The sequence below is a fragment of the Empedobacter sp. UBA2044 genome (genome assembly GCF_002333005.1).
Taxonomy (GTDB): domain Bacteria; phylum Bacteroidota; class Bacteroidia; order Flavobacteriales; family Weeksellaceae; genus Empedobacter; species Empedobacter falsenii_B.
In genome coordinates this window covers 28,617-54,563 of sequence record NZ_DDBA01000066.1, presented here as the reverse complement: position 1 = coordinate 54,563, position 25,947 = coordinate 28,617, and the positions used below count along the sequence as shown (strand labels likewise).

At 32.4% G+C, this 25,947-nt stretch carries 33 protein-coding genes and 1 riboswitch; of the genes, 28 read left to right on the top strand and 5 right to left on the bottom strand.

What is annotated here, in order from left to right; translation table 11 throughout:
* The first annotated feature begins 5 nt into the window (after positions 1-5).
* Genes rpsQ through rpsN form a run of 5 tightly spaced genes read left to right on the top strand, consistent with a single transcriptional unit; the run spans position 6 to position 1,802 of the window.
* Positions 6-260 (top strand): 30S ribosomal protein S17, encoded by a 255-nt coding sequence (gene rpsQ / locus B4E59_RS11950; RefSeq protein WP_019974197.1) that lies wholly within the window; start codon positions 6-8, stop codon positions 258-260.
* Between the two features lie 8 nt (positions 261-268).
* Positions 269-637 carry a 50S ribosomal protein L14 gene (gene rplN, locus B4E59_RS11945; protein ID WP_019974196.1) on the top strand — a complete coding sequence of 123 codons (369 nt, stop codon included), beginning with the start codon at positions 269-271 and terminating at the stop codon, positions 635-637.
* Positions 638-646: 9 nt separating this feature from the next.
* A complete protein-coding gene (gene rplX, locus B4E59_RS11940; protein WP_038335509.1) occupies positions 647-961 on the top strand; it encodes a 50S ribosomal protein L24 in 315 nt (104 codons plus the stop codon).
* A 1-nt stretch (position 962) separates the two neighbouring features.
* The gene (rplE, locus tag B4E59_RS11935) at positions 963-1,526 is read left to right on the top strand and encodes a 50S ribosomal protein L5 (RefSeq protein WP_038335516.1); all 564 of its coding nucleotides are present in this window, start codon (positions 963-965) and stop codon (positions 1,524-1,526) included.
* Between the two features lie 6 nt (positions 1,527-1,532).
* On the top strand, positions 1,533-1,802 hold the full coding sequence (gene rpsN / locus B4E59_RS11930) for a 30S ribosomal protein S14 (protein ID WP_019974193.1): 270 nt from the start codon (positions 1,533-1,535) through the stop codon (positions 1,800-1,802).
* 71 nt (positions 1,803-1,873) lie between these two features.
* Here rpsN and B4E59_RS11925 read toward each other — a convergent pair whose 3' ends face one another.
* Genes B4E59_RS11925 through thiM form a run of 5 tightly spaced genes read right to left on the bottom strand, consistent with a single transcriptional unit; the run spans position 1,874 to position 5,403 of the window.
* Complete coding sequence (locus B4E59_RS11925) at positions 1,874-2,509, bottom strand: HAD family hydrolase (protein WP_125349695.1); 636 nt, start codon at positions 2,507-2,509, stop codon at positions 1,874-1,876.
* Positions 2,494-3,156 carry a thiaminase II gene (gene tenA, locus B4E59_RS11920; protein ID WP_038335522.1) on the bottom strand — a complete coding sequence of 221 codons (663 nt, stop codon included), beginning with the start codon at positions 3,154-3,156 and terminating at the stop codon, positions 2,494-2,496. The genes B4E59_RS11925 and tenA overlap by 16 nt, the downstream gene beginning before the upstream one ends.
* Complete coding sequence (gene thiD, locus B4E59_RS11915; protein ID WP_038335524.1) at positions 3,140-3,976, bottom strand: bifunctional hydroxymethylpyrimidine kinase/phosphomethylpyrimidine kinase; 837 nt, start codon at positions 3,974-3,976, stop codon at positions 3,140-3,142. Before thiD ends, tenA begins: the two co-directional genes overlap by 17 nt.
* Positions 3,951-4,610, bottom strand: a complete 660-nt coding sequence (thiE, locus tag B4E59_RS11910) for a thiamine phosphate synthase (RefSeq protein ID WP_038335526.1) — start codon at positions 4,608-4,610, stop codon at positions 3,951-3,953. Before thiE ends, thiD begins: the two co-directional genes overlap by 26 nt.
* Positions 4,600-5,403, bottom strand: coding sequence for a hydroxyethylthiazole kinase (thiM, locus tag B4E59_RS11905; protein WP_221853935.1), 804 nt, complete (start codon positions 5,401-5,403; stop codon positions 4,600-4,602). The genes thiE and thiM overlap by 11 nt, the downstream gene beginning before the upstream one ends.
* 82 nt (positions 5,404-5,485) lie before the next feature.
* A riboswitch (TPP riboswitch) is annotated at positions 5,486-5,578 on the bottom strand.
* Positions 5,579-5,865: 287 nt separating this feature from the next.
* Between thiM and rpsH the strand changes: the two genes are divergently transcribed.
* The 23 genes from rpsH to B4E59_RS11790 all read left to right on the top strand — a co-directional run bounded on the left by rpsH (position 5,866) and on the right by B4E59_RS11790 (position 25,915).
* Positions 5,866-6,267, top strand: a complete 402-nt coding sequence (gene rpsH, locus B4E59_RS11900; protein ID WP_019974187.1) for a 30S ribosomal protein S8 — start codon at positions 5,866-5,868, stop codon at positions 6,265-6,267.
* A gap of 22 nt (positions 6,268-6,289) precedes the next feature.
* A complete protein-coding gene (rplF, locus tag B4E59_RS11895; protein WP_219034155.1) occupies positions 6,290-6,835 on the top strand; it encodes a 50S ribosomal protein L6 in 546 nt (181 codons plus the stop codon).
* A gap of 13 nt (positions 6,836-6,848) precedes the next feature.
* The gene (gene rplR, locus B4E59_RS11890; RefSeq protein WP_114999013.1) at positions 6,849-7,202 is read left to right on the top strand and encodes a 50S ribosomal protein L18; all 354 of its coding nucleotides are present in this window, start codon (positions 6,849-6,851) and stop codon (positions 7,200-7,202) included.
* A 16-nt stretch (positions 7,203-7,218) separates the two neighbouring features.
* Positions 7,219-7,740, top strand: a complete 522-nt coding sequence (gene rpsE, locus B4E59_RS11885; RefSeq protein WP_114999014.1) for a 30S ribosomal protein S5 — start codon at positions 7,219-7,221, stop codon at positions 7,738-7,740.
* Between the two features lie 11 nt (positions 7,741-7,751).
* On the top strand, positions 7,752-7,931 hold the full coding sequence (gene rpmD, locus B4E59_RS11880) for a 50S ribosomal protein L30 (protein ID WP_038335538.1): 180 nt from the start codon (positions 7,752-7,754) through the stop codon (positions 7,929-7,931).
* Positions 7,932-7,961: 30 nt separating this feature from the next.
* The gene (gene rplO / locus B4E59_RS11875) at positions 7,962-8,417 is read left to right on the top strand and encodes a 50S ribosomal protein L15 (RefSeq protein WP_114999016.1); all 456 of its coding nucleotides are present in this window, start codon (positions 7,962-7,964) and stop codon (positions 8,415-8,417) included.
* A 15-nt stretch (positions 8,418-8,432) separates the two neighbouring features.
* Positions 8,433-9,803 carry a preprotein translocase subunit SecY gene (gene secY, locus B4E59_RS11870; RefSeq protein WP_038335544.1) on the top strand — a complete coding sequence of 457 codons (1,371 nt, stop codon included), beginning with the start codon at positions 8,433-8,435 and terminating at the stop codon, positions 9,801-9,803.
* Between the two features lie 22 nt (positions 9,804-9,825).
* Positions 9,826-10,041, top strand: a complete 216-nt coding sequence (infA, locus tag B4E59_RS11865) for a translation initiation factor IF-1 (protein ID WP_019974180.1) — start codon at positions 9,826-9,828, stop codon at positions 10,039-10,041.
* Between the two features lie 75 nt (positions 10,042-10,116).
* Positions 10,117-10,233: a type B 50S ribosomal protein L36 gene (ykgO, locus tag B4E59_RS11860; RefSeq protein WP_013598490.1), complete on the top strand. Its 117-nt coding sequence runs from the start codon at positions 10,117-10,119 to the stop codon at positions 10,231-10,233.
* Positions 10,234-10,245: 12 nt separating this feature from the next.
* Positions 10,246-10,623 (top strand): 30S ribosomal protein S13, encoded by a 378-nt coding sequence (gene rpsM / locus B4E59_RS11855; protein ID WP_038335547.1) that lies wholly within the window; start codon positions 10,246-10,248, stop codon positions 10,621-10,623.
* Positions 10,624-10,634: 11 nt separating this feature from the next.
* The gene (rpsK, locus tag B4E59_RS11850; protein WP_019974178.1) at positions 10,635-11,024 is read left to right on the top strand and encodes a 30S ribosomal protein S11; all 390 of its coding nucleotides are present in this window, start codon (positions 10,635-10,637) and stop codon (positions 11,022-11,024) included.
* 47 nt (positions 11,025-11,071) lie between these two features.
* A complete protein-coding gene (gene rpsD / locus B4E59_RS11845) occupies positions 11,072-11,674 on the top strand; it encodes a 30S ribosomal protein S4 (RefSeq protein ID WP_038335550.1) in 603 nt (200 codons plus the stop codon).
* Between the two features lie 22 nt (positions 11,675-11,696).
* Positions 11,697-12,689 carry a DNA-directed RNA polymerase subunit alpha gene (locus B4E59_RS11840; RefSeq protein WP_038335552.1) on the top strand — a complete coding sequence of 331 codons (993 nt, stop codon included), beginning with the start codon at positions 11,697-11,699 and terminating at the stop codon, positions 12,687-12,689.
* 12 nt (positions 12,690-12,701) lie between these two features.
* Positions 12,702-13,175: a 50S ribosomal protein L17 gene (gene rplQ, locus B4E59_RS11835; protein WP_038335555.1), complete on the top strand. Its 474-nt coding sequence runs from the start codon at positions 12,702-12,704 to the stop codon at positions 13,173-13,175.
* A gap of 230 nt (positions 13,176-13,405) precedes the next feature.
* Positions 13,406-14,476 (top strand): DUF6263 family protein, encoded by a 1,071-nt coding sequence (locus B4E59_RS11830; RefSeq protein ID WP_291053188.1) that lies wholly within the window; start codon positions 13,406-13,408, stop codon positions 14,474-14,476.
* A 1-nt stretch (position 14,477) separates the two neighbouring features.
* Positions 14,478-14,735, top strand: a complete 258-nt coding sequence (locus tag B4E59_RS11825) for a hypothetical protein (RefSeq protein WP_286495358.1) — start codon at positions 14,478-14,480, stop codon at positions 14,733-14,735.
* Positions 14,725-17,370 carry a YfhO family protein gene (locus B4E59_RS11820; RefSeq protein ID WP_286495359.1) on the top strand — a complete coding sequence of 882 codons (2,646 nt, stop codon included), beginning with the start codon at positions 14,725-14,727 and terminating at the stop codon, positions 17,368-17,370. Before B4E59_RS11825 ends, B4E59_RS11820 begins: the two co-directional genes overlap by 11 nt.
* 7 nt (positions 17,371-17,377) lie before the next feature.
* Entirely contained in the window at positions 17,378-18,679 is a 1,302-nt protein-coding gene (locus B4E59_RS11815; protein ID WP_286495360.1) for a glycosyltransferase family protein, read from the top strand.
* 59 nt (positions 18,680-18,738) lie between these two features.
* A complete protein-coding gene (locus tag B4E59_RS11810) occupies positions 18,739-19,584 on the top strand; it encodes a GLPGLI family protein (protein WP_280051335.1) in 846 nt (281 codons plus the stop codon).
* A 158-nt stretch (positions 19,585-19,742) separates the two neighbouring features.
* Entirely contained in the window at positions 19,743-19,988 is a 246-nt protein-coding gene (locus B4E59_RS11805) for a hypothetical protein (protein WP_291053185.1), read from the top strand.
* Positions 19,989-20,057: 69 nt separating this feature from the next.
* Positions 20,058-20,864, top strand: a complete 807-nt coding sequence (locus tag B4E59_RS11800) for a GLPGLI family protein (RefSeq protein WP_291049324.1) — start codon at positions 20,058-20,060, stop codon at positions 20,862-20,864.
* A 15-nt stretch (positions 20,865-20,879) separates the two neighbouring features.
* Entirely contained in the window at positions 20,880-23,507 is a 2,628-nt protein-coding gene (locus B4E59_RS11795) for a carboxypeptidase regulatory-like domain-containing protein (RefSeq protein WP_291053181.1), read from the top strand.
* Positions 23,508-23,650: 143 nt separating this feature from the next.
* Positions 23,651-25,915: an NADP-dependent malic enzyme gene (locus B4E59_RS11790; RefSeq protein ID WP_291053177.1), complete on the top strand. Its 2,265-nt coding sequence runs from the start codon at positions 23,651-23,653 to the stop codon at positions 25,913-25,915.
* Positions 25,916-25,947 lie beyond the last annotated feature (32 nt).

Here is a 25,947-nt window from a genome sequence, read left to right as displayed (position 1 = left end):
AACTGATGGAAAGAAAATTAAGAAAAGAAAGAGTAGGTTTAGTTACATCAAACAAAATGGAAAAAACCATTGTTGTAGCTGAAACTAAGAAGCAAAAGCACCCATTCTATGGGAAATTCGTTTTAAAAACGAAGAAATATACAGCGCACGACGAAAATAACGAGTGTAACGAAGGTGACACAGTGCGTATCATGGAGACTCGTCCTTTGTCTAAAAACAAAAGATGGAGATTAGTAGAAATCATTGAAAGAGCTAAATAAGATAAGTTATGTTACAACAAGAATCTAGATTAAAAGTTGCAGATAACACAGGAGCTCGTGAAGCATTAGTAATCCGCGTTTTAGGTGGTACTAAAAGAAGATACGCATCAGTAGGTGACAAAATCGTAGTTGCGATCAAAGAAGCTACACCTTCAGGAAACGTTAAAAAAGGTGCTGTATCAAAAGCTGTTGTAGTTAGAACTAAAAAAGAAGTTCGTAGAAAAGACGGTTCATATATCCGTTTCGACGATAATGCATGTGTATTATTGAACACTCAAGGAGAAATGCGTGGTACTCGTGTATTCGGTCCAGTTGCTCGTGAGTTACGTGATAAAGAATATATGAAAATTGTATCATTAGCCCCAGAGGTATTATAATAGAACAACATGGCAAAGTTAAAAATTAAAAAAGGAGACAAAGTAGTCGTTTTATCAGGATCTAACAAAGGTCAAACTGGTACTGTGTTACGCGTATTCCCTGACAAAGCTAAAGCTATCGTTGAAGGGGTTAATATTGCAAAAAAACGTGTAAAGCCAAGCGCACAAAATCCACAAGGTGGAGTTGTTGAAAAAGAAGCTCAAATCTATTTATGTAAATTGGCTTTAGTAGATCCAGAAACTGGGAAAGCAACGAAAGTAGCGATCAAAGAAGAAGGAGGGAAAAAAGTAAGAATTGCTAAAAAATCAGGAAAAGCTATCTAAGATGAGTACAACAACATACACACCTCGTCCGCAGGTTAAATATAAAGAAGAGATTGTAGCTGCTCTTAAAGAAGAGTTCGGATACAAATCTATTATGCAAGTTCCTAAATTAGAGAAAATTGTTTTATCTCAAGGTTTAGGTGCGGCTACAGCTGACAAAAAAATCGTTGATTACGCTATCGAAGAGTTAGAATTAATCACTGGTCAAAAAGCAGTAGGAACAATTTCTAAGAAAGATGAAGCAGCTTTCAAATTACGTAAAGGAATGCCAATTGGTGCTAAAGTAACTTTACGTGGTGAGAAAATGTACGAATTCTTAGATCGTTTAGTATCTGCAGCTTTACCACGTGTACGTGACTTTAGCGGTATTTCTTCTACAGGTTTCGACGGTAGAGGTAACTATAACTTAGGTATCAAAGAGCAAATTATCTTCCCAGAAATTAATATTGATAAAATCAAGAAAATTCAAGGTTTAGATATTACCTTTGTAACTTCAGCGAACACAGATAAAGAAGCAAAAGCTTTATTATCTAAATTCGGATTACCATTTACTAAAGAAAAATAAGAAGTCATGGCTAAAGAATCAATGAAAGCGCGTGAGCGCAAAAGAGAAGCATTAGTTGCTAAATATGCTGCGAAACGTCAAGCTTTATTAGAAGCTGGTGACTACGAAGCATTACAAAAATTACCTAAAAACGCTTCTCCTGTACGTTTACACAACCGTTGTAAATTAACAGGTCGTCCAAGAGGATACATGAGAACTTTCGGGATCTCTCGTGTAACTTTCCGCGAAATGGCGAACGAAGGGTTAATCCCAGGTGTTAAAAAAGCGTCTTGGTAATTTACCAATAGCTTTAGAAATATTAAATCCTTACTCTTTATTGAGTAAGGATTTTTTTGTTTTTGTAAGGTTTATATTTCTTTGATCAATTCCCTAAAATCAGCTATGTAATTTGGCTGAAGACAAAAATCTGAATTGTTGTAAATTTTATAATTTAAACCAGCATCTTTTGCTGAATTAATTCCGGTGAGTGAATCTTCGATAACTAAAACTTCTTCCTTTTGCTTTTCGCATAATGATAAAGCTTTTAAATAAGGTTCTGCATTTGGTTTGCCTTTTGAAACATCATCTGCTGAAATAGTGTGATCAAAATAGGAATGAAGTTTTAATTGTTGAAAAGCATACTTAATTTGTCTTCTAGAGGAATTGGAAACAAGAACAATTTGAATTTGATTGGCTTTTAAATGTTCCAACATCTCAGCAACGTGGTCATTTAATTGTACAAACTGATGAAAGTTTTCGACATAAAATTTTTCTGTCCAATCGATTATTTCCTCGTACAAATGATTTGTAAAGCGTTGCTGATTTTCTAACATCAATTGGATTGCTTCATTTGTTGTGAAATTCATTCCGTCATTTTCTACCAAACATATCGTATCCAACCGATATATTTTAATGACTTCATCAAACATCAGCTCCCATAATTGTTGACTATTTACGATTACCCCATCAAAATCAAAAAAGATGGCATTTATTTTCTTTCCCATGTGATATTTTCATAAGATGCATTCCAAAACTGAAATTCTAATTCGCTTGCTTTGACAAAAGCTTCTAGCATTTGTTCTTTTATTTTTTCAGTTGCTCCTTCTGCAATCTTATCAACATAACTTTTCGCTTTTTTTACACCTTCACCAAATTCATCTCCACTATAGGTCTCAATCCATTTTTGATATGGATTATTTTCTTTTGTTTGATTTTTGATGATTTCATCACCAACTTCTTTATAAATCCAAAAGCAAGGCAAAACAGCAGCTAATGCAATTTCAATAGGTTCGAATGCAGCTGTACTTTTTAAGAAATGTGAATAATGGTGACAAACAGGTTGTGTTTCGATGATGATGTTTTGCGATAATCCAAAATCCTCAAAATAGGATTCGTGTAAAGCACGTTCAACAATTAATGCATTTTTTCCGAATTCGAAAAAGTCAATGGCTTGTTGATTGTCTTCAGATTTTGATCCAATGGCAGCTAATACTCGCCCAAAATGTTCCAAATATTTTGCATCTTGTAACATGTAAAACTGAAATTTCTCTATTGGTAATGACCCATTTTGCAATTCAATTATAAAAGGCATATTTAGAATATCATTGTAAATAGGCGCGATGGTTTCCCAAGCTTTAGTTGTGAATGTCATAGGTTTTTAATTTTTGTGGATTAAATAAATGATTAAGAGGTCCATTTCCTTTTCCAATTGTTAGGTCTTTACTTCCTAATATTGCTTGTTCAACATATTCTTGTGCTAGTTGTACACTTTGTGTGAGTGAAACCCCCAAAGCTAAATTACACGCAATTGCAGAAGATAGTGTGCAGCCTGAACCATGCGTATTTTTTGTCTCTATTTTTTGAGAGGTATAACTTTGTACAGGTTGTTCTTTTTGAAATAAATAACTGATAATTTTTTCTTGCTGAAGATGTCCGCCTTTTAATAAAAGATTCTGACAACCTAAATTTAAAATCGTTTCTCCATAAGAAAGCATCAATTCAGCAGAATCAATTTTATGATTTACCAAAATACTTGCTTCATCAAGATTTGGCGTGATAAGCGTGGCCAAAGGAAAAAGCTTTTCTATGCAAGCTTCAAGTGTTTCTTCTTTGATTAACCGATGTCCACTTGTCGCAACCATGACAGGGTCATAAACAATCGGTCTATTGTAATTTTTTAATTCCTCTGAAATGATATGAACCAATTCAACACTATGAACCATTCCAATTTTTATTGCATCAGGATAAATATCCTCTAATATGGATTGAATTTGTTCACGAATTGCTTGTGCAGGAATTTCGTAAATATTTTGTACGCCTTGTGTATTTTGAACAGGCAAGGCTGTCAATACATTTGTTGCATAACAGCCATGAGCGGAAATTGTTTTGGTATCAGCTTGTATGCCAGCGCCACCGCTTCCGTCAAATCCGGCAATTGTTAAGACACTATATGCTTTTTGGATGGTATTCATTTTCGTTAATAATTTGTTTTAAAATTTGGGCAGATTTTTTTGGATTTTTGCTTCCGCAAATTGCAGAAACAATTGCAACACTATCTGCACCGGCTTGTATGATTTTAGCAATATTACTTTCATTAATTCCGCCAATTGCAATCAATGGTTTTGATGTTTTAGTTTTCAAAAATTTTAATCCTTCAAAACCCCATTCAGTAATCGTATTGGTTTTTGTTGGAGTCGAAAATATTGGACTTACCCCTAAATGATGTACATATTTCATTTCATCATCATTCAACTGTTTGATAATTTCTAAAGACCAACCAATATTTTTTAGAGCTTGTGCATTTTTGTGAATTTCAGAAGGTAATATATCTGACTGCCCGACATGTATTCCCCAAGGATTAACAGCGGTTGCGACTTCTAATGAATCGTTAATAATCAAAGGGATATTGTAGTGGTCCGTAATTTTTTTTAATATTGTAGCTTTTGAAATATACTCGCTGACAGTGCAATTTTTTTCCCGAAGCTGAATGATATCAACCCCACCTATAATTGCTTGCTCTGCAACATCTAACCAATGAAGATGCGTACAATCTTTTTCAGAAATGACTAAATACAAAGGATAAGGAAAAGTTGGATTAATCTTCATAAACTGAGATTTTCAAATTTGTTTGAATTTCTTCTGCAGATATATGGTATAACGTGTCATACAAATTCATTTGTAAGGTTCCTGGGCCATTACTTTTTTTCTGTGCCAATTCACCTGCTAAACTAAATATGGCCATGCCGCTAACCGTTTCGAGGAAAGGATTTTTATTAAGGCCAATAAAAGCACCGATGCTAGCTGTTGCTGAACAACCTAAACCAGTAACTTTAGTCATCAATTCATGACCATTTTTAATTTCAATTATCGGATTGTTGGATACAATAAAATCTGAAGCACCTGAAATGCAAACAACAGATCCAATTTTCTGGTTTAAATTGTGTGCTGCTTTTATCGCTTGATTACTTTGATGTGTACTGTCGACTCCTTTTCCCTGAACAGCTTCGAAGGTATCTAAAGCTAAAATTTCTGAAGCATTTCCTCTTATGACAGTAGGATGATAGCGAAGCAGTTCTTTTATAAGTTCATTTCTGAAAGTTGAAATTCCAGCTCCAACAGGGTCTAATACCCAAGGTTTATTCAGTTGATCTGCTTTTTTTGCTGCAATTAGCATGCTTTCTGCCCAATAATCATCAAGAGTTCCGATATTGATGACTAATGCATTTGAGATTTTGACGATATTTTCCACTTCTTTGTGTGCATGTATCATAACAGGCGATGCTCCAATTGCCAAAAGAGCATTTGCAGTATTGTTCATCACCACAAAATTGGTGATGTTGTGAACAAGCGGATTTTTTGTCCGGACAGCATGTAAATTTTGAATAATTAGATTTTCCATTAATTGATAATTTTTTAGATGAAACAATTAATGGCTAAAGAGGATTTTCTTTGAAAATAAAGCGTTGCAAATATTAAATAATTGCATAGATATTGCTTTTCCCTACGTCGGTGTTAACCGTATCAGGTTCAAAGGGACTCTCTCAATTCTTTTCAGAATACCCCTAAAGCCAAATCAAATTTATATAAATTGTTTTGACTTTCAGCTATTTTTTAAGAATAAAAATAGAAGATTACATCAAGAATTAATTGTTGAGATCGATTAAAAAGATAAATAAATATAAAGATTGAGTTTCATGTTTTGTCTTAATCCCTAGTTATAAAACGATTAAAAATAAATTATTTAGATTAATAGTTTGTAATTAAAAAATATGCAATATATTTGCAACCCAAATGCATAGTGCATTTTGGTAAAAGTTTAATTTTAAAAGTAGTGCTTACGCGCTATACTATAGAATTATTTATGTATACAGATCCAATTTCAGATTTTCTAACTCGCGTTAGAAATGCAATGATGGCAGGACACAAAGTAGTGGAAATTCCTGCATCTAAAATTAAAAAAGAGATCACTAAGATCTTATTTGAACAAGGTTACATCTTGAACTACAAATTCGAAGGACAAGATCAACCTCAAGGAACAATTAAAATCGCTTTAAAGTACGACAAAGTTACTAAAGAGCCAGCTATCCGTAAAATCAAAAGAGCTTCAACTCCAGGTTTACGTCAATACGCAGGATCTAAAGAATTACCTCGTGTATTAAACGGTTTAGGTGTTGCTATCATCTCAACTTCTAAAGGTGTGATGACAGATAAACAAGCTCGTCAAGAGAATGTAGGTGGTGAAGTTTTATGTTTTGTTTATTAATCTTTTAAAAAATTAAGAAATTATGTCAAGAATAGGACACGCACATATCAACATCCCTGCAGCAGCAACTGTTGAATTTAAAGATAACGTAGTTACTGTAAAAGGTAACAACATTACAATGACAAGAGAGTTAAAAGAAGGATTTGATTTAACAATCGAAGACGGAGTTTTAACTGTAGTTCGTCCAAACGATTCTAAAGATAACAAAGCTTTACATGGTTTATACCGTTCATTAATCAATAACATGATTACTGGTGTAACAGAAGGTTTTAAAAAACAATTAGAATTAGTTGGTGTTGGTTATAGAGCATCTAACAACGGACAAAAATTAGATTTGTCATTAGGTTTCTCTCACAATATCGTTATTGAATTACCTGTTGAAATTAAAGTTGAAACTTTAACAGAAAAAGGTAAAAATCCTATTATTACATTATCATCTCATGATAATCAATTATTAGGAATGATTGTAGCGAAAATTCGTTCTTACCGTAAGCCAGAGCCTTACAAAGGAAAAGGAATTAAATTCGTAGGAGAAATTATTAGAAGAAAAGCAGGTAAATCTGCATAAAAATCATTGAAAAATGGCATTATCTAAAGTAGAAAAAAGACAAAAAATAAAAAGACGCGTGCGTCGAAATATTTTTGGAACAGAAACTAAACCTCGTTTATCAGTTTACCGTTCTAACAAAGAAATTTACGCTCAAATTATTGACGATAACAATGGAGTAACTTTAGCTTCTGCATCATCTCGTGAAAAAGGTGTTGCTGTAGAAGGTACAAAATCTGAAGTTTCTGTATCAGTTGGTAAAGCATTAGCTGCTAAAGCTATTGCAAAAGGAATTGAAACTGTAGTTTTTGATCGTAACGGTTTCGTATATCATGGTAGAATCAAAGCTTTAGCAGATGGTGCTAGAGAAGGTGGATTAAAATTCTAAAAAAGAGAAAGAAATTATGTTAGGATTTAAAAACGTAGAAAGAGTAAAACCAACAGGTTTAGATTTAAAAGATCGTTTAGTTGGAGTACAACGTGTTACTAAAGTAACAAAAGGAGGTAGAGCATTTGGTTTCTCTGCAATCGTAGTAGTAGGTGACGGAAACGGAGTAGTAGGTTACGGATTAGGGAAATCTAAAGACGTAGCTTCTGCAATCGCTAAAGCTATCGAAGACGCTAAGAAAAACTTAGTACGTATCCCGTTATTTAACAACACAATTCCTCACGAACAAGAAGCTCGTTTCGGTGGTGCGCAAGTATTCATCCGTCCAGCATCTAAAGGTACAGGGGTAATTGCAGGTGGTACAGTACGTGCGGTATTAGAATCAGTTGGTGTACATGATGTATTATCAAAATCAAAAGGTTCTTCTAACCCTCATAACGCAGTAAAAGCTACATTCCGCGCTTTATTAAGCTTACGTTCTGTAGAGACTATTGCTCGTCAAAGAGGTATTTCTGTAACTAAAGTATTCAACGGTTAAAAAAAAGTAAAATGAGCAAAGTAAGAGTAAAACAAACACGTAGTGCAATCAACCGTGATAAATCTCAAAAAGCTACATTAGTTGCTTTAGGTTTAAAAAAGTTGAATCAAGTTGTTGAGCACGAATCAACTCCTCAAATTGAAGGAATGATCCGTAAAATCTCACACTTAGTAGTAGTAGAAAGAGCTTAATCGCTTTTAACCTTTTAAAAATTATTAAAAATGAATTTAAGTAATTTAAAACCAGCTGCTGGTTCAGTACAAAATAAATTCCGTAAAGGTAGAGGTGAAGGTAGTGGAAACGGTTTGACAGCAGGTCGTGGACACAAAGGTGCTAAATCTCGTTCTGGTTATTCAAGAAAAATCGGTTTCGAAGGTGGACAAATGCCTTTACAAAGACGTTTACCTAAATTTGGTTTCAAAAACATCAACAGAGTTGAGTACACAGGAATCAATTTAGATACAATTCAACAATTAGTTGATAACAACAAAATTACAGATACTTTAAATAAAGAAACATTAGTTCAGTTAGGATTAGCTCACAAAAATGACTTAGTGAAAATTTTAGGTCGTGGAGAGTTAAAAGCAACTGTTAATGTTACTGCTGATAAATTCACTCAAACAGCTCAAGAAGCTATTGTGAATGCAGGAGGTAAAGTAGAATTAGTTAACGCTTAAGAATATATTTTATAGATGAAAGGGTTTATACAGACCATAAAAAATATCTGGAGCATAAAAGAATTGAAGGATAAGTTACTTGTAACTATCCTTCTATTGTTGGTTTATAGATTCGGTTCTCATATTCCACTTCCAGGTGTCGATATTAACGAGGTTAATCGTTTTGTTGCAGACCAAGAAAATGCAAATTCAGGAATTTTAGGATTATTAAACTCTTTTACCGGAGGTTCTTTTAAGAGAGCTTCCGTATTTGCGTTAGGAATTATGCCTTATATCTCTGCTTCGATTGTTATACAATTGATGGGATTAGCAGTACCTTACATCCAAAAACTACAAAAAGAAGGAGAAAGCGGACGTAACAAAGTAAACCAAATTACGAGATGGTTAACAATCGGGATTTGTTTGGTGCAAGCACCAGCATACCTTACATTAGTAACTTCTCAAATTTTACCTTACGATCCAACTTCATCATATGCTATCTATGTAATTCCTCCAACCAACTTTTGGTTCTGGTTCCCTTCAACAATCATTTTGATTACAGGGACAATCTTTGCCATGTGGATGGGAGAAAAAATTACTGACAAAGGTATAGGTAACGGTATTTCAATCTTAATTATGGTTGGTATCCTAGCCGACTTACCAAAAGCAATATTTAATGCATTTGAAGTTGACCCTTCAAACGGTATTTTCTTCTTGATAGAAATGTTAGGGTTAATCCTAGTTATTGCAATGTGTATTATGATTGTTGCAGCGGTGCGTAAAGTACCAGTACAATATGTAAGAAGAGCGCAAACTTCAAGTAGTTCATATATGAGATCAGTTACAGACTCTGTACGTTCATATATTCCACTTAAAGTAAATGCAGCAGGTGTAATGCCTATTATCTTCGCACAAGCAATTATGTTTTTACCAGGAACATTGGCAAACTATTTCTTAGACGAAGGAAGTCCAGTAAAAGCATTCTTCGCGAAAATGGCAGATCCATTTACGTGGGAATACAATTTGATCTTCGGATTACTAATTATTATCTTCACATATTTCTATACTGCAATCACAATCCCAGTAAACCAAATGGCAGAAGATCTTAAACGTAACGGAGGAATCATCCCTGGAATCCGTCCTGGAAAAGAAACTGCAAATTTTTTAGACGAAATTTTATCAAAAATTACGTTACCTGGAGCAATTTTACTAACTTTGCTTGCTGTTTTGCCAGCGATTGTAAAATTATTAGGTGTAGAACAGAGCTTAGCAATGTTCTTTGGAGGTACATCAATGTTAATTATGGTGGGAGTTATCTTAGATACTGTACAACAAATTAATACATATTTATTAAATCACCGTTACGATGGTTTAATGTCTTCAGGTAGAACTTCAAGAGATATCTAATAAGATTTTATTAAAAAGATTTATGGCTAAACAAAAACATATTGAACAAGACGGTACGATTACAGAAGCATTATCAAATGCAATGTTCCGTGTCGAATTAGAAAATGGACATGTTGTAACATGTAACATATCTGGTAAAATGCGTATGCACTATATCAAATTATTACCAGGTGATAGAGTTAAAATAGAGATGTCTCCTTACGATTTAACGAAAGGTAGAATATCTTACAGATACTAAAAGAAATAATAACGACTGGTGATAGAGTTAATGTAGATACGTTAACTCTATCGGATTATAAATAAATTTACAAAGATGAAAATTAGAGCATCCATTAAAAAGAGAAGTGCTGACTGTAAAATTGTGCGTCGTAAAGGACGTTTGTATGTGATCAACAAAAAGAATCCTAAGTTTAAACAAAGACAAGGTTAATTATTTAGAATTATGGCAAGAATTTCAGGTGTAGATTTACCTAAAAACAAAAGAGGGGTAATCGGACTTACATACATTTACGGGATCGGAAGAAGCAGTGCTTCTAAAATCTTAGCTGAAAATAATATTTCAGAAGATACAAAAGTTAGCGAATGGACTGATGAAGAAATCAACGCAATCCGTGCATCGATCAATGAAACTTTCAAAGTAGAAGGTGAATTAAGATCAGAAATCCAATTAAACATTAAACGTTTAATGGATATCGGATGTCAAAGAGGTATTCGTCACAGATTAGGTTTACCATTACGTGGTCAAAGAACAAAAAATAACTCACGTACAAGAAAAGGTAAAAAGAAAACAGTTGCTAACAAGAAAAAAGCCACTAAATAATAAATAGGATCATGGCAAAAAATCAGAAAGTAGTAAAGAAAAGAAAAGTAGTTATTGAAGCTACTGGACAAGCTCATATTCAAGCATCGTTTAACAATGTTATCGTTACTTTAACAAACAAAAACGGTGAAGTTATCTCTTGGTCTTCAGCAGGTAAAATGGGATTCCGTGGATCTAAAAAGAACACTCCTTACGCTGCTCAAGTAGCTGCTCAAGATGCAACAACAGTTGCATACGAAGCAGGATTAAGAAGAGTAAAAGTATTCGTGAAAGGACCAGGTCAAGGTCGTGAATCTGCTATTAGAACAATTCATAACGGTGGTATCGAGGTTTCTGAAATCGTTGATGTTACTCCATTACCACACAATGGATGTCGTCCACCTAAAAAGAGAAGAGTATAATCATTTTTCTCAATTTAATTATTTAATATATTTAATAGTAACAAATCATGGCAAGATATACAGGACCAAAAACTAAAATTGCAAGAAAATTTGGACAACCAATTTTCGGTGACGATAAATCTTTTGAGAAAAAGAAATATCCTCCAGGGCAACACGGACCTAACAAAAGAAGAGCTAAAAAATCAGAATACGCTATTCAGTTAACTGAAAAACAAAAAGCAAAATATACTTACGGTATTTTAGAGCGTCAATTTGCTAACTTATACAAAAAAGCAAATGCTTCTAAAGGAATTACAGGTGAAGTATTATTACAATTATGTGAATCTCGTTTAGATAACGTAGTTTACCGTTTAGGTATCGCAAACTCACGTAGTGCTGCACGTCAATTAGTATCTCACAAACACGTAACTGTAAACGGAGAAATCGTGAACATCCCTTCTTACCAATTAAAAGCTGGTGATGTAATCGCTGTTAGAGAAAAATCTAAATCTTTAGCTGCAATCACAAACTCTTTACACGCACGTAGCGAGTACGATTGGTTAATTTGGAACGACGAACAAAAATCAGGAACTTTCACAAAAGCTCCAGAAAGAGTTCAAATTCCAGAAGATATTAAAGAGCAATTAATCGTCGAGTTATATTCTAAATAAACCTTAAAATCAGACTAATAAAATGACTATTTTAAATTTCATCAAACCTGACAAAGTAATCTTAGTAGAGTCTGACTCTAAATTCGGACAATTTGAGTTCCGTCCATTAGAGCCAGGATACGGGATTACAGTTGGAAATGCTCTACGTAGAGTGTTACTTTCTTCATTAGAAGGATATGCGATCACTTCAATCAAAATTGAAGGAGTTGAGCACGAATTTTCAACTATTCCAGGAGTAGTGGAAGATGTTACAGAGATCATTTTAAATCTGAAAAAGGTTCGTTTTAAGAAACAAATTGATGAATCAGATGCTGAAACTGTAACTGCTACTATCTCAGGGCAAGATCAATTAACAGCAGGTGATTTAGGGAAATTTATTTCTGGATTCCAAGTTTTAAACCCTGAATTAGTTATCGCTAACTTAGACGCTAAAGTAAACGTAACAATTACATTTACAATCGAAAAAGGTAGAGGATACGTACCAGCTGATGAGAATAAAAAGGCTTCTGCGCCAATCGGTACTATAGCAATTGACTCAATTTACACTCCAATTAAGAATGTAAAATACGCAATTGAAAACTATCGTGTAGAACAAAAAACTGACTACGAAAAATTAGTTTTTGAAATTACAACAGATGGTTCTATAACACCTCAAGATGCTTTAACTGAAGCAGCTAAAATCTTAATTCACCACTTTATGTTATTCTCAGATGAGAGAATAACATTAGAAGCGGAAGAAGTTGCATCTGGTGAAACTTATGATGAAGAAGCATTACATATGCGCCAATTATTGAAAACAAAATTGGTAGATATGGATTTATCAGTAAGAGCATTAAATTGTTTAAAAGCAGCTGAAGTTGAAACATTAGGCGAATTAGTTTCTTTCGCTAAGTCTGACTTAATGAAATTCAGAAACTTTGGTAAGAAATCTCTTACAGAGTTAGAAGAATTGGTGGACAGCAAAGGTCTTAACTTTGGAATGGACATCGTAAAATATAAGTTAGACGTAGAATAATTTTATTAAAAAATGAGACACGGAAAAAAATTTAACCATTTAGGTAGAACTGCCTCTCATAGAAGAGCTTTATTATCTAATTTAGCTATAGCGTTGATTACTCACAAGAGAATTAACACAACAGTAGCAAAGGCTAAAGCATTACAAACATATGTTGAGCCTTTATTGACAAAGTCTAAAACAGACGATACTAACAACCGTCGCGTTGTATTTTCATACTTACAAGATAAAGAAGCTGTAACTGAATTATTCAGAACTGTAGCTCCTAAAATTGCAAATCGCCCAGGAGGATACACTCGTATCATCAAAACTGGATTCCGTTTAGGTGACGGTGCTGATACTGCAATGATCGAGTTAGTAGATTTCAATGATATCTACACTAACGCGAAAGTAGAGAAAAAAGCAACTACACGTCGTAGTAAAAAAAGTACTAAAACAGAAGAAGCTGCACCAGCTGCTGAAACTGAAAGTACAGAAGAAGCATAATCTATTCGATTATATAGTAAAAAGCCTCCCAAATTGGGAGGCTTTTTTTGTATTTATTAATTATGACAATTTGTAATACTTTATAATTTTCTAGATTGACAATAAATTCTTTTCAATCATCTAATTTTCTAGATATGATTGTTTTAAAATCTTAATGTTAAAAAATCAACTAAAATCCTTATTTTTGGATTGATTTTGGCAATAAACCAATTATCAAACATAAAATTGATATGAAAAAATTACTATTCATGATGGCTGTAGCAATGGCAGTTGTTTCATGTAAAAAAGATGATAAAGTCGTAGGAAAAGATAAAGATGGAAAAGAATTAATTGTGAACGAAAAAGGTGATACAGTTGCCAAAATAGAAACAACAGATTCTTTGAAAATCGCTGAAACGCCTGCTGAAACAGAAGTTGTTGCAATAACAAAAGGTGCAGATGACAAATATACATACAAATACAATTTGGAGATAGGAAAGACTTATCCAATGACGTTGGGAATTAAAACAACTCACACGGCTTCGGACGGGAAACAATCTCAAAAAATGTCAAGTGAAAGTAAAAAACAAATTGATTATACGGTAAAAGATTTCAAAGATGGTGTGTATACATTAGAAGTGAAATCTAAACAATATAGCGAGAAAATGACAGATCCTTCGGGAAAATCAATTTCGTATGACACAAATGCTGCAAAACCAGCGAACAAAGATATTGCGGTTTCTTGGTCGATTTACAAAGCTATGACAGGAAAAACGTATACAATGAAAGTTGATCAGAAAGGAAAAGTTGTAAGCGTTGATGGATTAGAAGGAATCAAAACTTCAATTCTTAACTCTGTGAAGAAACAAGTTTCAGCAGAAGAGTTTAAATTCTTTACACAGATTATCGACAATTCATTAAACAAACAAGCAATTTCTTCTCAATTTGAAGAAACGATGAATATTTTCCCTAACAAAACTTTAGCGCTTAAAGAATCTTGGAGCGATAGTCAAAAAATTGATCAAGGTCCAATGAAAGGAAATATTTCGATGAAAAGAACTTTAGCAAGTGTTGAGCCTGCAAATACGACAATTACTGTAAATGGAACGCAAAGTTTGAAAGGTAATGAGTCGCAACAAGGTGTTACAATGTCTGCGAATAGTAGTGCGAATGTAGATGGAAAAATTTTGTTGGACACTAAATCTGGTTGGATCAACAAAGTTAATTTAACGAAAAAGGAAACATTAAAACGTACAGTAGAAGCGCAAGGTCAAAAACAAACGATGACTGAGTCGGTTACAACTGTCACAACAGTTAACTAAAATGAAAACAATTATTTGGATTATAATTTTAAGTATTATTTTCTTAACTATTTTTAGATTTTTAAGAAAAGTATTTGCAGTGAAAAAAGTTTTTCAAGAAGCAATTAATCAGCAAAGAAATGCTTATAATCAGAACCAAAACTCAAATGATTCGTACAACGAATCGAAACCAAACACATCTTTCGACAAACCGAAATATAATATAGACGCCGAAACGGTGGATTACGAAATAATCGAAGAAAAAAAGGATGAAAAATAAAAAGAATTTACTCTACGTTCTTATCTCATTGCTGCTTTTTGCAGTGATTGCATTGGTGTATTGTTCACCAGTTTTATCGGGAAAATCTGTTATTCAACCTGATATTATCAACTACAGGGGTAGTGCGCAAGAAATGTTGACGTATCAAGACAAAACAGGAGAAAATGTCTATTGGTCTGATGCGATGTTTGGTGGAATGCCAACCTATCAAACTGGAGCAAAATATGATTTTGATATTATCAAAACGATAGATGGTGTTTTCAGATTTTTACCACGTCCAGCAGATTATATTTTCTTGTTATTTACAGGATTTTTTATTCTTGGCTTAACGCTTTTCAAAAAATGGCAATATGCTTTAGTTGGTGCAATTTTCTTTGCTTTTAGTTCGTATTATTTTGAGCTGATTGCAGCAGGGCATAACGGAAAGCTCCATACAATTGGTTATTTCGCGCCTTTTGTTGCCGGAATTCTTTTATTGTATCGTAAAAAATACATTGCAGGTTTTGTACTTACAACCTTGTTTATGGGATTGCAATTACAAGCCAATCACATTCAAATGACGTTCTATTTGTTTTTAGCGATGTTGGTTTTTGCAATTGTTCAATTTATTGATAGTTTAAAGAAAAAAGAATTACCAGATTTCTTAAAATCATCTGCATTAGTAGTTGTCGCTTTAATTATTGCAGCAGGATTGAATGCAAATCGATTATTGTCAACTTACGAATACAGTAAAGAAACAACTCGTGGAAAATCTGAGATGACCTTGTTGAAAAAGAATTCGAACGGATTAGATCACGATTATATCACACAATGGAGTTATGGAAAATTAGAAACATTAAATCTTTTTATTCCAAATTTGATGGGTGGTGGTTCGCAAACGAATCCAGAAGATTTAAAGAATTATACATCAGAATTACAAAATACTCAATATAGCCTTGGTGAAGACGAGTTCAATCAGCAAGTTTTTCAAGCTGTGGCAAGTCAACCGAGAAGTGCATATTGGGGAGATCAGCCAGGAACTTCCGGACCTGCATATCAGGGAGCTGTAGTCGTTTTCTTGTTTATTATCGGAATGTTTATGGTACGTGGAAAATACGCGACCTATAAAAAATGGTTAGTTGGAGCAACGATTCTAAGTTTCATTTTGGCTTGGGGTAAAAATTTACCATTCGTTACCAACTTATTCATTGATTATTTCCCGATGTATGATAAGTTCCGCGCTGTATCATCAATCTTGGTAATTGCCGAATTTACAATGCCTTTCTTAGCAATTTTGACTTTATATTATTTCTTTAATTCTGACGAATCAGATGAATTCAAAAAGAAAGTACTTTATATAGCTGGTGGTTCTACAGTCGGAATTCTAATTATTTTCTTCTTATTCGGTGGAATGATTTTTCCATTTACATCAGAGAATGAAAAATTAATGACTGAACAATTAATCGGACAAATTCAGCAAGCAAATCCAAATGCAATCGGACTTTGGGATGGATTAATAAAACGATTAGATGAAGCATTAATTCAAGATAGAATTTCTATGTTTAAAGCGGATACAGTTCGCACATTGATTTTTGTTTTGTTCACAATGGCTTTGTTGTTGGCTTATTTATTCAAGTTTATCAAAAAACCAATTATCGTCATTTTAGCGATTGGTGCATTGGCTTTTATTGACGGATTTACGGTGAATAAAAGATATTTGAACGAAGATAATTTTGTATCTAAATACATTGTTGATAATCCTTTCCCAACTGAAATGTCGCCTCGTTTACAAACTGAAGCAGAGAACAACAATAATGTAGCGCAAATTGCTTACAAAGTTCCATTGAATAATTTATTATTAAATATTTCAAAACAAGATAAATCACATTTCCGTGTGTACAATACGGTTTTGAGTACATTTAATGAAGCTGGAACTTCATATTTTGTTCCTTCAATTGGTGGTTATCATGCGGCGAAATTAGGAAAATACCAAGATGTTGTGGATATCTATTTTTCTCAAGATCCGCAATTGAAAAAATATGGAATCAAAGATGAAACAGGTTTGATTAATGTATTGAATATGATGAATACGAAATACATTATTCATGGAAGTCCAACGGAGCCGCAAGTACAGCAAAATCCTACAGCTTTGGGAAGTGTTTGGTTAGCCTCAAATATCAAATGGACAGAAAATGCAAATGATGAAATTTTAGCGATAAATTCTACTCCAATTAATAACACGGTAATTTTACGTAAAGATTTGGTTGAGAATAAAAACATGAATGTTTCGGCAGATACTAATGCGAAAATTGAATTGGTTGATTATTCACTAATGAAGATGACGTATAAATCTTCTTCTAATACAGATCAAATTGCTGTTTTCTCAGAAGTTTATTATCCGCACGGTTGGATTGCAACGGTTGATGGAAAAGAAGTTCCGATCGAAAAAGCGAATTATGTTTTGCGTGCAGTTCCTGTACAAAAAGGAAATCATACAATCGTGATGGAATTTAAACCACAAGTTATTTCTACTGGAAATATGATTGTGATAGTTTCGAATATTTTACTTTTAATCGTTGTGGCTGGAGGTATTTATTTGGGATATAAAAAATGTTCTATAAAAGAGAATTTAAACTTAGTCGCTGAAAAGGCTTAATTTTGGAATGAAAAAAATATTAATCATCACCTATTACTGGCCTCCTGCGGGAGGTCCTGGTGTTCAAAGATGGTTGAAATTCACAAAATATCTTCCTGAATTTGGATATGAAACCTATGTTTATATTCCAGAAAATCCTTCTTATCCAATTCTCGATGAAACTTTAGCCAAGGACATTAATCCAAAAGTTAAAATCATCAAGAATAAAATTTGGGAACCTTATCAGTTAGCAGAAAAACTGAATCCAAAGAATAAAGCTTATAAAGGTGGACATTTCGAAAAGAAAGAAAATCAATCTTTCATGTCGAGATTGTCAGTTTTTGTGCGTGGAAATTTCTTTATTCCAGATGCGCGCAAGTTTTGGGTAAATCCTTCTGCAGAATATTTAAAAGACTTTTTACAGAAAGAAAATATAGATACGATTGTAACTTCTGGTCCGCCTCATAGCTTACATTTAATCGGTTTGAAATTGAAAAAACAATTACCAAATCTCAAATGGTTGGCAGATTTTCGTGATCCATGGACTCAAATTAGTTATCACAAAGAATTGAAATTAACTTTTTGGGCTGCAAAAAAACACGAAGATTTAGAGCGTGAAGTAATGCAAAAAGCAGATGTTGTTTTAGCAACAAGTTATGCTGATGGAGAAAATTTCAAGAAGATTGGTGCAAAACATGTAGAAGTAATTACAAATGGTTTTGAAGAAGTAAAACAACAAACAGAAAAAGATCAAAATCACTTTCATTTGACGTATTCTGGAGGTTTGGAAATGCTTCGAAATCCTGTTGCATTGTGGAAAGCTTTAGCTGAATTAACTTCCGAAAATCAATCATTCAAAGAAGATTTAAAACTTAATTTTTATGGTTCTTTAGCTGATGACGTCAAACAAACAGTGATTGATGCAGGTTTAGAGAAAAACTTGGTTGCACATGGTTACGTTTCACATCAAGAGTCATTGAACGCTATTAATACAGCAAATGTTTTGATTTTGACCAACTTTGATAATGTTGCATCTAAAGGAATTATTCCTGGAAAGTTATTTGAATATATGGCGACTGGAAATCCTATTTTAGCAATTGGACCAGCTGAGGCTGATGTTCAAAAAATACTGCATAAAACGAAAGCTGGCGATTATTTTAGCCATCAAGATGTTACTGAAATAAAATCTTTCATCCTTTCTATTTATAACCAATGGTTAAGAAATCCTCTTCAAAAATTTGAAACAAACGAAGACGAAGTTCAACAATTCAACCGTAAAAACTTAACTAAAAAGTTGGTTGACGTGGTAAATAATTTAAAAATAAATTAATACTATATTTGTAGAATAAAAATATTTATAGTAATTTCATCATAATTAACAACCTTATAATGAAATTACTATACTATTTTATCATTTTTATTGGTTGCATTGTATATGCACAGCCACAAATAAAAACCGACGCGACATTCAATTCTTCTAATTACTCCCAAACAAATTTCGAGTTATCTGATTACAATATAACTTACGATTACAAAGTTGTTCGTAATATAAAAAACCCGGAAAAAGCGAAAGCTGGTTTAGCACTTCTACAAATTGGTAAACGTTACAATAAATTCGTCGATTACAATAGAATTGGATCAGATTCTATAGACGAAAAACATAGTCATTTGGGAACAGTTAATGCAAATGATATTAATATTAGTATGGCTCAACGTTTCAAATCTGCCTTTAGATATCAAATTATTATCGATAAAGAAAAAGATCAATTGACTTTTGCAGATAAAATTTATCACGATTCATTTTTTTATAAAGAAACGTTACCAAAATTGGATTGGAAACTACTGAATGACATCAAACAAATATTGAATTATACTGCAAAAAAAGCGACTGTAAACTACGGTGGTAGAAAATGGACGGCTTGGTACACAGACGAAATCCCAATGAATGCTGGTCCGTATAAATTTTATGGTTTGCCTGGTCTTATTTTAGAAATTTATGATGATAAAGAACATTATCATTTTACAGCAAACGCTATCAACCAAAAACCTAAACAAATCTATTTAGCACAAGGTGAAAAAACACCTATAGAGGTTAAAAAAACAGAATTCTATAAAGCCGAAAAAGATTATCATGAAAATGCAGCTGAAAGGTTAAAAGGATATGCTCTTGACGAAAATAAGAAACCTATAACCAATTTGGGTGGAATGCCTTATAACCCTATTGAATTGGAGTAAGAATTTAACATATTCTATTTGTTTTTAATTACTTAACTTACAAAACGATTTGTTTTATTCATTTATTATTATTATTATTATTGATGTAATTAACGTTAATGAGGCAATTGTAGGTTGCAAACTATGATTGATTATTAAAAAACTAAATTACTTAAAAAATGAAAAAAATGTTATTAACAAGTGCTTTTGCACTTATCGGAACTTTTGCAATGGCAAATGAAACTAACACTACTACAGTTGTAGAAAAAGAATGTGATTTATTTAAATCAAGTACAGAATGTGGAGGTTATATAATGGCTTGCAAAGATAAAGACGCAACTTGGGATTTAGCAGCAATAAATGAAGCAGATAAAAAGCTATGTGAAATGGAAAAATTAATAGAATCTATTCCACCTGCAAATTAAAGTAATAATCTAATAAATTATGTAGATAATTAAATAAATATTATTTAGTTATCTACATTTATCGATACCATGAAAAAGCTATTATATATATTATTATTAATACCAATTATCTCTTTATGTCAATCATATGAATTTGTATATAATTACACATATAAATATGACAGTTTACATCCTAATAATATAATTGAAGAAGATATATTTGTTTTAAGAAACGATATCGATAGATATTATGTTTCTAAAAATACTTACAACATTAATGAAATTGAGTATTTAGCTAATCTCAATAACGAGAATCCTCAAACAACTTGGAGTAAATTAGGTCAAATTCCTAATTCTAAACTAACCACTATCATCTACGAGAAAGCTTCAAATACAATGATTCTTAATTCTAAATTAGGAACAATCAATTATGAAACAGAATTAAGTTTTCCTGATATCATATGGAATTTAAAAGATGAAAAGCATAAAAATAATATTGAATTAAAAAAAGCTACTACTACTTACTTAGGGCGTCAGTGGATTGCTTGGTATAATGATAATATTCCCATTAACGATGGTCCATTTATTTTCAAAAATTTACCAGGACTAATTGTAGAATTATATGATGTAGAAAATAATTACAACTGGACTTTATCCCAATATAAATACGATGTTAATAATCAAAACAAAGAAATTTTAGCTAAAAGAATTAAAAAAGCAATTAAACTTTCAAATAAAGAATTTAATAATATCATAAATCAGGACTTCATGGACCCAACTATTTCAATTGAAAGCGCTGGAATACAAGTTTCCGAAGATAAAAAAACAAAAATAAGAGAGTTTTTAAAAAATCAAAAATATAGATTTATAATTAAAGATTTAATGCTATACCTATAAAATATCATTATCAATTTGAGATATCAATTAACACTATTATTTACTCTAATCTCACACTTTATTTTTGCACAACTTACTATTTCTGGTGTTGTTAAAAATGAAGAAGGAAAACCTATTTCTGGTGCTAATGTTACCATTTCACCAAGTACTTCGGACGAAACGTTGGCATACTTTATTACAAAATCTGATGGTAAATATTCTATCAAAATAGATAATCCATCGCACGAAACCTATGAAATTAAGGTTCGTGCGATGAATTATGCTTTTACTTCAGATTTGGTAAATGAATCGTCTACAAACTTTGATTTCACTTTACAAGAAAAAGCTATCGAGTTAAAAGAAGTTAAATTAAAAGAATCTCCAATTCGCAAAAAAGGCGACACAATTGCCTATGATGTCAGTAATTTTAAAGATATAAAAGACCGTTCTATAGCAGATGTGATCAAAAAAATGCCTGGAATAGAAATCGAAAATTCTGGTAGAATCTTGTATCAAGGCGAACCAATCAATAAATACTACATCGAAGGAATGGATTTGTTGGGCGGAAAATATGCATTAGCAAACGAAAATCTTTCTGCAGACGCTGTGGATAAAGTACAAATTTTAGAGAATCATCAACCGATCAAGATTTTAGACAGTTTGGTTTATAGCTCTAAAGCCGCATTAAATATCAAATTAAAAAGCAAAATTACCTATTCTGGTAAAGCAGAAGTTGGTCTTGGCGCTTCACCATTGTTGTATCAGGCGAATATTACACCAATGTTGTTCACAAAAAAGCAACAAATGATAGGTTCTTATCAAGGAAATAATCGTGGAAATGATGTTTCTCGTCAATTAAAAACCTTAAGTCTTGAAGATTTTTTAAATGACTCTGAAAAATTTTCGAACGAAAGTTGGTTATCAATTGCAGGTGTACAAACTCCCAATTTTGATGGCGAACGTTGGTTAGATAATGCAATAAATATTGGTTCTTGGAATCATCTTTTTAAATTAAAAAAAGAGCTAGATTTACGAATTAACTTGTCTTATCACAACGATTTTCAAAAGCGATTCGGAGAAACAAACACACAATATTTTTTACCAACAGGTGATATATTTCTCAACGAAATCAAAAAAAATTATTTGCAAATAGAAAGTCTTAATCTAAAAGCAACATTATCTCAAAATAGTTCTAAAAATTATCTTGAAAATGTCTTGGAATTTAAAGGAGACTGGAACAGTTCGAGAGGAGATCTCAATCAAAATAATAATTTTATTACACAACGATTAACACAACCAAATCGGCAGTTTACCAATCAGTTTAATACAATCAAGAAAGTTGGTAAACAATTAATTACGTTGCGTTCTGTTATTGCATACAGAAATTATAACGAGAATTTAAGTGTTTCTCCTGGAGTTTTTACTGATTTTATAAACAACGGAAATGATTATCAAAATGTGTTTCAACAAATTAATTTTGAGAAATTTTCGACAAATAATTTCGCTGAATTTTCAAAAGGAATAAAAGCTTTAACGCTACAATCAAAAATTGGAATTAAGTACACCAATCATACAATGAAAAGTGATTTGTTAGCAGATAATCAACCAATAAATTCTACTTTTACTAACAATACACGCTGGTCAACTTTAAATCCGTATGTAGAAAATAACTTTTCGTACAGAAAGAATCGACTTAATTTTTCTTTTGGAATTCCTTTTCAGTGGTATAATTTAGAGAATAATTCTTTCGGAAATAAAACTTCATACAATCGTTTTTACATCGAACCAAAATTTAATATAGGTTTAGAATTTTCAAAATTCTGGAAAGTATCAACCTCGCATAATTTCTCTAATGATTTGGGGAGTTTAACACGTTTGCACGAAGGATTTATATTGTATCGATACAATTCTATTCAACAAAATGACGGAAATTTTAACGAAGTAAAAAAATGGATTTCTTCTTTACGTTTCGAGTATAAAAATCCGATAAAATCTAGGTTTATCAATTTTGGATATTCGTACAATTGGTCAGAAAATAACTTAATCTACAATTACAGCTATAATGCGGATGCAAGTACAGTTTTAGAAGCTTTGAACTTAAAAAATCATCAAAAAACACATTCTGTTAATGCTAAAATAAGTCAATATTTTTCTAAAATTAAGACAACATTTAATTTAGCTGGAGGTTATAATTTTACAACCTACGATCAATTATTAAATGATGATTTAATCGAAATTCACAATACCATTTTAACTTCTAATTTTGATGCATCTTTCAGATTATTAAGTTGGATGACTTTTGAATATAAATACGGTTTAACAAATTATAAAAATAAGTTTTCAAAGGAATCTGAATCACGTTCAATCACCAATCAAATCCACCAAATAGGATTACATTTTTTTCCTGCAGATCAGCATTATATAAAACTTAATTTTGATTTGTATGTTAATGATGATTCAAGATTAAATCCAAATTCAACTTTCGGAGATTTAATGTATCGTTATTCATTAAAAAAGAAGAAAATAGATTTTGAATTGTCTGCTTATAATCTTTTTAATGAAAAATATTTTTCTCAAAACAGTTTTTCTTCCAATTATGAACAACGATTTATCTATAAGTTGAGACCAACTCAAGTTATGTTTACCACTCGATTTAATTTTTAATTTATCAACCTCATAATTATTAACTTCAAAATTGTATAACTCGATAATTTATTTTAATAAAATATCAAAATCTAACATCTGTCATAAGTGGGTTGAATATATTTTACCTAAATTTATTTTGAAAAAATATAAACCACAGAGAAATGAATGACAATCGTAAGAAAGATGCATTGAATTACCATTCAATGGGTCAACCAGGAAAGATTGCAGTAGTGCCTACAAAACCTACGAATACACAACGTGATTTATCGCTTGCTTATTCACCAGGTGTTGCGGAGCCTTGTTTAGAGATTGAAAAAGATCCAGAAAATGCTTATAAGTACACAGCAAAAGGAAATCTGGTTGCAGTTATTAGTAACGGTACAGCCGTTTTAGGCTTGGGAGATATTGGTGCGGTAGCTTCAAAACCGGTGATGGAAGGTAAAGGTCTTCTATTCAAAATTTTTGCTGATATTGATGTTTTCGATATCGAATTGGATACAAAAAATGTTGATGAATTTATCAATACGGTAAAAGCTTTAGAGCCTACTTTTGGAGGAATTAATTTAGAGGATATTAAAGCGCCTGAGTGTTTCGAAATTGAGAAACGTTTGAAAGCTGAAATGAATATCCCAGTTATGCACGACGATCAACACGGAACAGCTATTATTTCTGGTGCAGCGTTGATTAATGCATGTGAATTACAAGGAAAAAATATTTCTAAAGTTAAAATTGTAGTAAACGGAGCTGGTGCTGCGGCAATTTCGTGTACAGGAATGTATATTTCTGTTGGTGCAACGAAAGAAAATATCGTGATGTTAGACAGTAAAGGCGTAATCCGTTCTGACCGTGATAATCTTGATCCTTCTAAGTCTGAATGGGCAACAGATCGTGATATTTCGACATTGGCAGATGCTGTTAAAGATGCAGATGTTTTTATCGGTTTATCGGCTGCAGATGTTTTATCAGCAGATATGTTGAATACAATGGCAGAAAACCCAATTGTGTTAGCAATGGCAAATCCAAATCCAGAGATTGTATACGATTTAGCAGTTGCGACGCGTCAAGATATTATTATGGGAACTGGGCGTTCTGATTATCCAAACCAGGTGAATAATGTACTGGGGTTTCCGTATATTTTTAGAGGAGCGTTAGATGTTCGTTCGACGACAATTAATGAGGAAATGAAAATTGCTGCTGTTCGAGCAATTGCAGAATTAGCAAAAGAACCAGTTCCTGAAGTTGTGACGCAAGCATACAATAATCATTCGATCAAATTTGGAAAAGATTATATAATTCCAAAACCTAATGATCCCCGTTTGTTACCAGAAGTTTCGGCTGCGGTTGCAAAAGCGGCGATCGAAACTGGTGTTGCTAAAAATATCATTACAGATTTCGAAGCATATAAATTGTCTTTGATTAAGCGAATCGGAAAAGAAAGTACGATTATGCGTAATTTGACACAAACGGCAAAATCAAATCCAAAACGTGTTGTTTTTGCTGAAGGAGATCGTTTCGAAATTCTTCGTGCAGCGCAAATTGTAAAGGAAGAAAAAATCGCTATTCCAATTATTTTAGGAAAGAAAAATAAAATTCAACAAATGATTAAAGATTATATGTTGGATTTGGAAGATGTTGAAATTGTTGATACAAATGCTGAAGAAGATTCGGATAGATACAATCAATTCGTTGATTTTATTTATTCGAAACGTCAACGAAAAGGAATCTCAAAATCTGATGCGAAAAAATTATTGAGAGATCGTAATTATTTTGGATCATGTATGGTTGAGTTTGGTTATGCAGATGCAATGATTTCGGGAATGACGAAAAATTATTCGCAAGCGATTCGTCCAGCTTTAGAATTAATTGGAGCGGAACAAGGTCAAAAAGTTGCGAGTATGTATATGATGTTGACAGAAAAAGGACCAGTTTTCTTAGGTGATACAACGGTTAATTTAGATCCAACTTCAGAGGATTTAGTTAACATTACATTGCAATTTAACGAAACAATTAAGAAATTTAAAATTGAACCAAAGATTGCATTATTATCTTATTCAAACTTCGGATCAAATAAAGGAGAAACGGTTTCTAAAGTTCAGAATGCAGTGAATTATCTACATCAAAATCATCCAGATGTTTTAGTTGATGGCGATATTCAGGCAAATTTTGCAGTAAACAGAGAGAAATTACAAAGTAATTTTCCATTTTCTAAATTAGCAGGAACGCATGCGAATACATTAGTTTTTCCAAATCTTGAATCAGCGAATATTTCGTATAAATTATTACAAGAATTAGGAAATATAGAAGCGGTTGGACCAATTTTGATCGGAATGAAAAAACCAATTCATTTGTTACAATTGGATAGTACTGTTCGCGAAATTGTGAATATGGTTACCATTGCTGTAATTGATGCACAACAACATCAGTAAAATATAAAATTTATAATACAAAAAATCCACTT

Excerpts from the sequence above, each read along its gene's own strand:
- B4E59_RS11810 (WP_280051335.1), top strand. The coding sequence starts at position 18,739 with ATGAAATTACTATACTATTTTATCATTTTTATTGGTTGCATTGTATAT.
- rplO (WP_114999016.1), top strand. The coding sequence starts at position 7,962 with ATGAATTTAAGTAATTTAAAACCAGCTGCTGGTTCAGTACAAAATAAA.
- B4E59_RS11815 (WP_286495360.1), top strand. The coding sequence starts at position 17,378 with ATGAAAAAAATATTAATCATCACCTATTACTGGCCTCCTGCGGGAGGT.
- rplQ (WP_038335555.1), top strand. The coding sequence starts at position 12,702 with ATGAGACACGGAAAAAAATTTAACCATTTAGGTAGAACTGCCTCTCAT.
- B4E59_RS11820 (WP_286495359.1), top strand. The coding sequence starts at position 14,725 with ATGAAAAATAAAAAGAATTTACTCTACGTTCTTATCTCATTGCTGCTT.
- ykgO (WP_013598490.1), top strand. The coding sequence starts at position 10,117 with ATGAAAATTAGAGCATCCATTAAAAAGAGAAGTGCTGACTGTAAAATT.
- secY (WP_038335544.1), top strand. The coding sequence starts at position 8,433 with ATGAAAGGGTTTATACAGACCATAAAAAATATCTGGAGCATAAAAGAA.
- rpsK (WP_019974178.1), top strand. The coding sequence starts at position 10,635 with ATGGCAAAAAATCAGAAAGTAGTAAAGAAAAGAAAAGTAGTTATTGAA.
- B4E59_RS11805 (WP_291053185.1), top strand. The coding sequence starts at position 19,743 with ATGAAAAAAATGTTATTAACAAGTGCTTTTGCACTTATCGGAACTTTT.
- thiM (WP_221853935.1), bottom strand. The coding sequence starts at position 5,403 with ATGGAAAATCTAATTATTCAAAATTTACATGCTGTCCGGACAAAAAAT.
- rpsH (WP_019974187.1), top strand. The coding sequence starts at position 5,866 with ATGTATACAGATCCAATTTCAGATTTTCTAACTCGCGTTAGAAATGCA.
- B4E59_RS11840 (WP_038335552.1), top strand. The coding sequence starts at position 11,697 with ATGACTATTTTAAATTTCATCAAACCTGACAAAGTAATCTTAGTAGAG.
- rplE (WP_038335516.1), top strand. The coding sequence starts at position 963 with ATGAGTACAACAACATACACACCTCGTCCGCAGGTTAAATATAAAGAA.
- rpsD (WP_038335550.1), top strand. The coding sequence starts at position 11,072 with ATGGCAAGATATACAGGACCAAAAACTAAAATTGCAAGAAAATTTGGA.
- rpsQ (WP_019974197.1), top strand. The coding sequence starts at position 6 with ATGGAAAGAAAATTAAGAAAAGAAAGAGTAGGTTTAGTTACATCAAAC.
- rplR (WP_114999013.1), top strand. The coding sequence starts at position 6,849 with ATGGCATTATCTAAAGTAGAAAAAAGACAAAAAATAAAAAGACGCGTG.
- rpmD (WP_038335538.1), top strand. The coding sequence starts at position 7,752 with ATGAGCAAAGTAAGAGTAAAACAAACACGTAGTGCAATCAACCGTGAT.
- thiD (WP_038335524.1), bottom strand. The coding sequence starts at position 3,976 with ATGAATACCATCCAAAAAGCATATAGTGTCTTAACAATTGCCGGATTT.
- rplF (WP_219034155.1), top strand. The coding sequence starts at position 6,290 with ATGTCAAGAATAGGACACGCACATATCAACATCCCTGCAGCAGCAACT.
- B4E59_RS11925 (WP_125349695.1), bottom strand. The coding sequence starts at position 2,509 with ATGGGAAAGAAAATAAATGCCATCTTTTTTGATTTTGATGGGGTAATC.
- rpsN (WP_019974193.1), top strand. The coding sequence starts at position 1,533 with ATGGCTAAAGAATCAATGAAAGCGCGTGAGCGCAAAAGAGAAGCATTA.
- rplN (WP_019974196.1), top strand. The coding sequence starts at position 269 with ATGTTACAACAAGAATCTAGATTAAAAGTTGCAGATAACACAGGAGCT.
- B4E59_RS11790 (WP_291053177.1), top strand. The coding sequence starts at position 23,651 with ATGAATGACAATCGTAAGAAAGATGCATTGAATTACCATTCAATGGGT.
- infA (WP_019974180.1), top strand. The coding sequence starts at position 9,826 with ATGGCTAAACAAAAACATATTGAACAAGACGGTACGATTACAGAAGCA.
- rpsM (WP_038335547.1), top strand. The coding sequence starts at position 10,246 with ATGGCAAGAATTTCAGGTGTAGATTTACCTAAAAACAAAAGAGGGGTA.
- rpsE (WP_114999014.1), top strand. The coding sequence starts at position 7,219 with ATGTTAGGATTTAAAAACGTAGAAAGAGTAAAACCAACAGGTTTAGAT.
- B4E59_RS11825 (WP_286495358.1), top strand. The coding sequence starts at position 14,478 with ATGAAAACAATTATTTGGATTATAATTTTAAGTATTATTTTCTTAACT.
- B4E59_RS11800 (WP_291049324.1), top strand. The coding sequence starts at position 20,058 with ATGAAAAAGCTATTATATATATTATTATTAATACCAATTATCTCTTTA.
- B4E59_RS11830 (WP_291053188.1), top strand. The coding sequence starts at position 13,406 with ATGAAAAAATTACTATTCATGATGGCTGTAGCAATGGCAGTTGTTTCA.
- thiE (WP_038335526.1), bottom strand. The coding sequence starts at position 4,610 with ATGAAGATTAATCCAACTTTTCCTTATCCTTTGTATTTAGTCATTTCT.
- rplX (WP_038335509.1), top strand. The coding sequence starts at position 647 with ATGGCAAAGTTAAAAATTAAAAAAGGAGACAAAGTAGTCGTTTTATCA.
- tenA (WP_038335522.1), bottom strand. The coding sequence starts at position 3,156 with ATGACATTCACAACTAAAGCTTGGGAAACCATCGCGCCTATTTACAAT.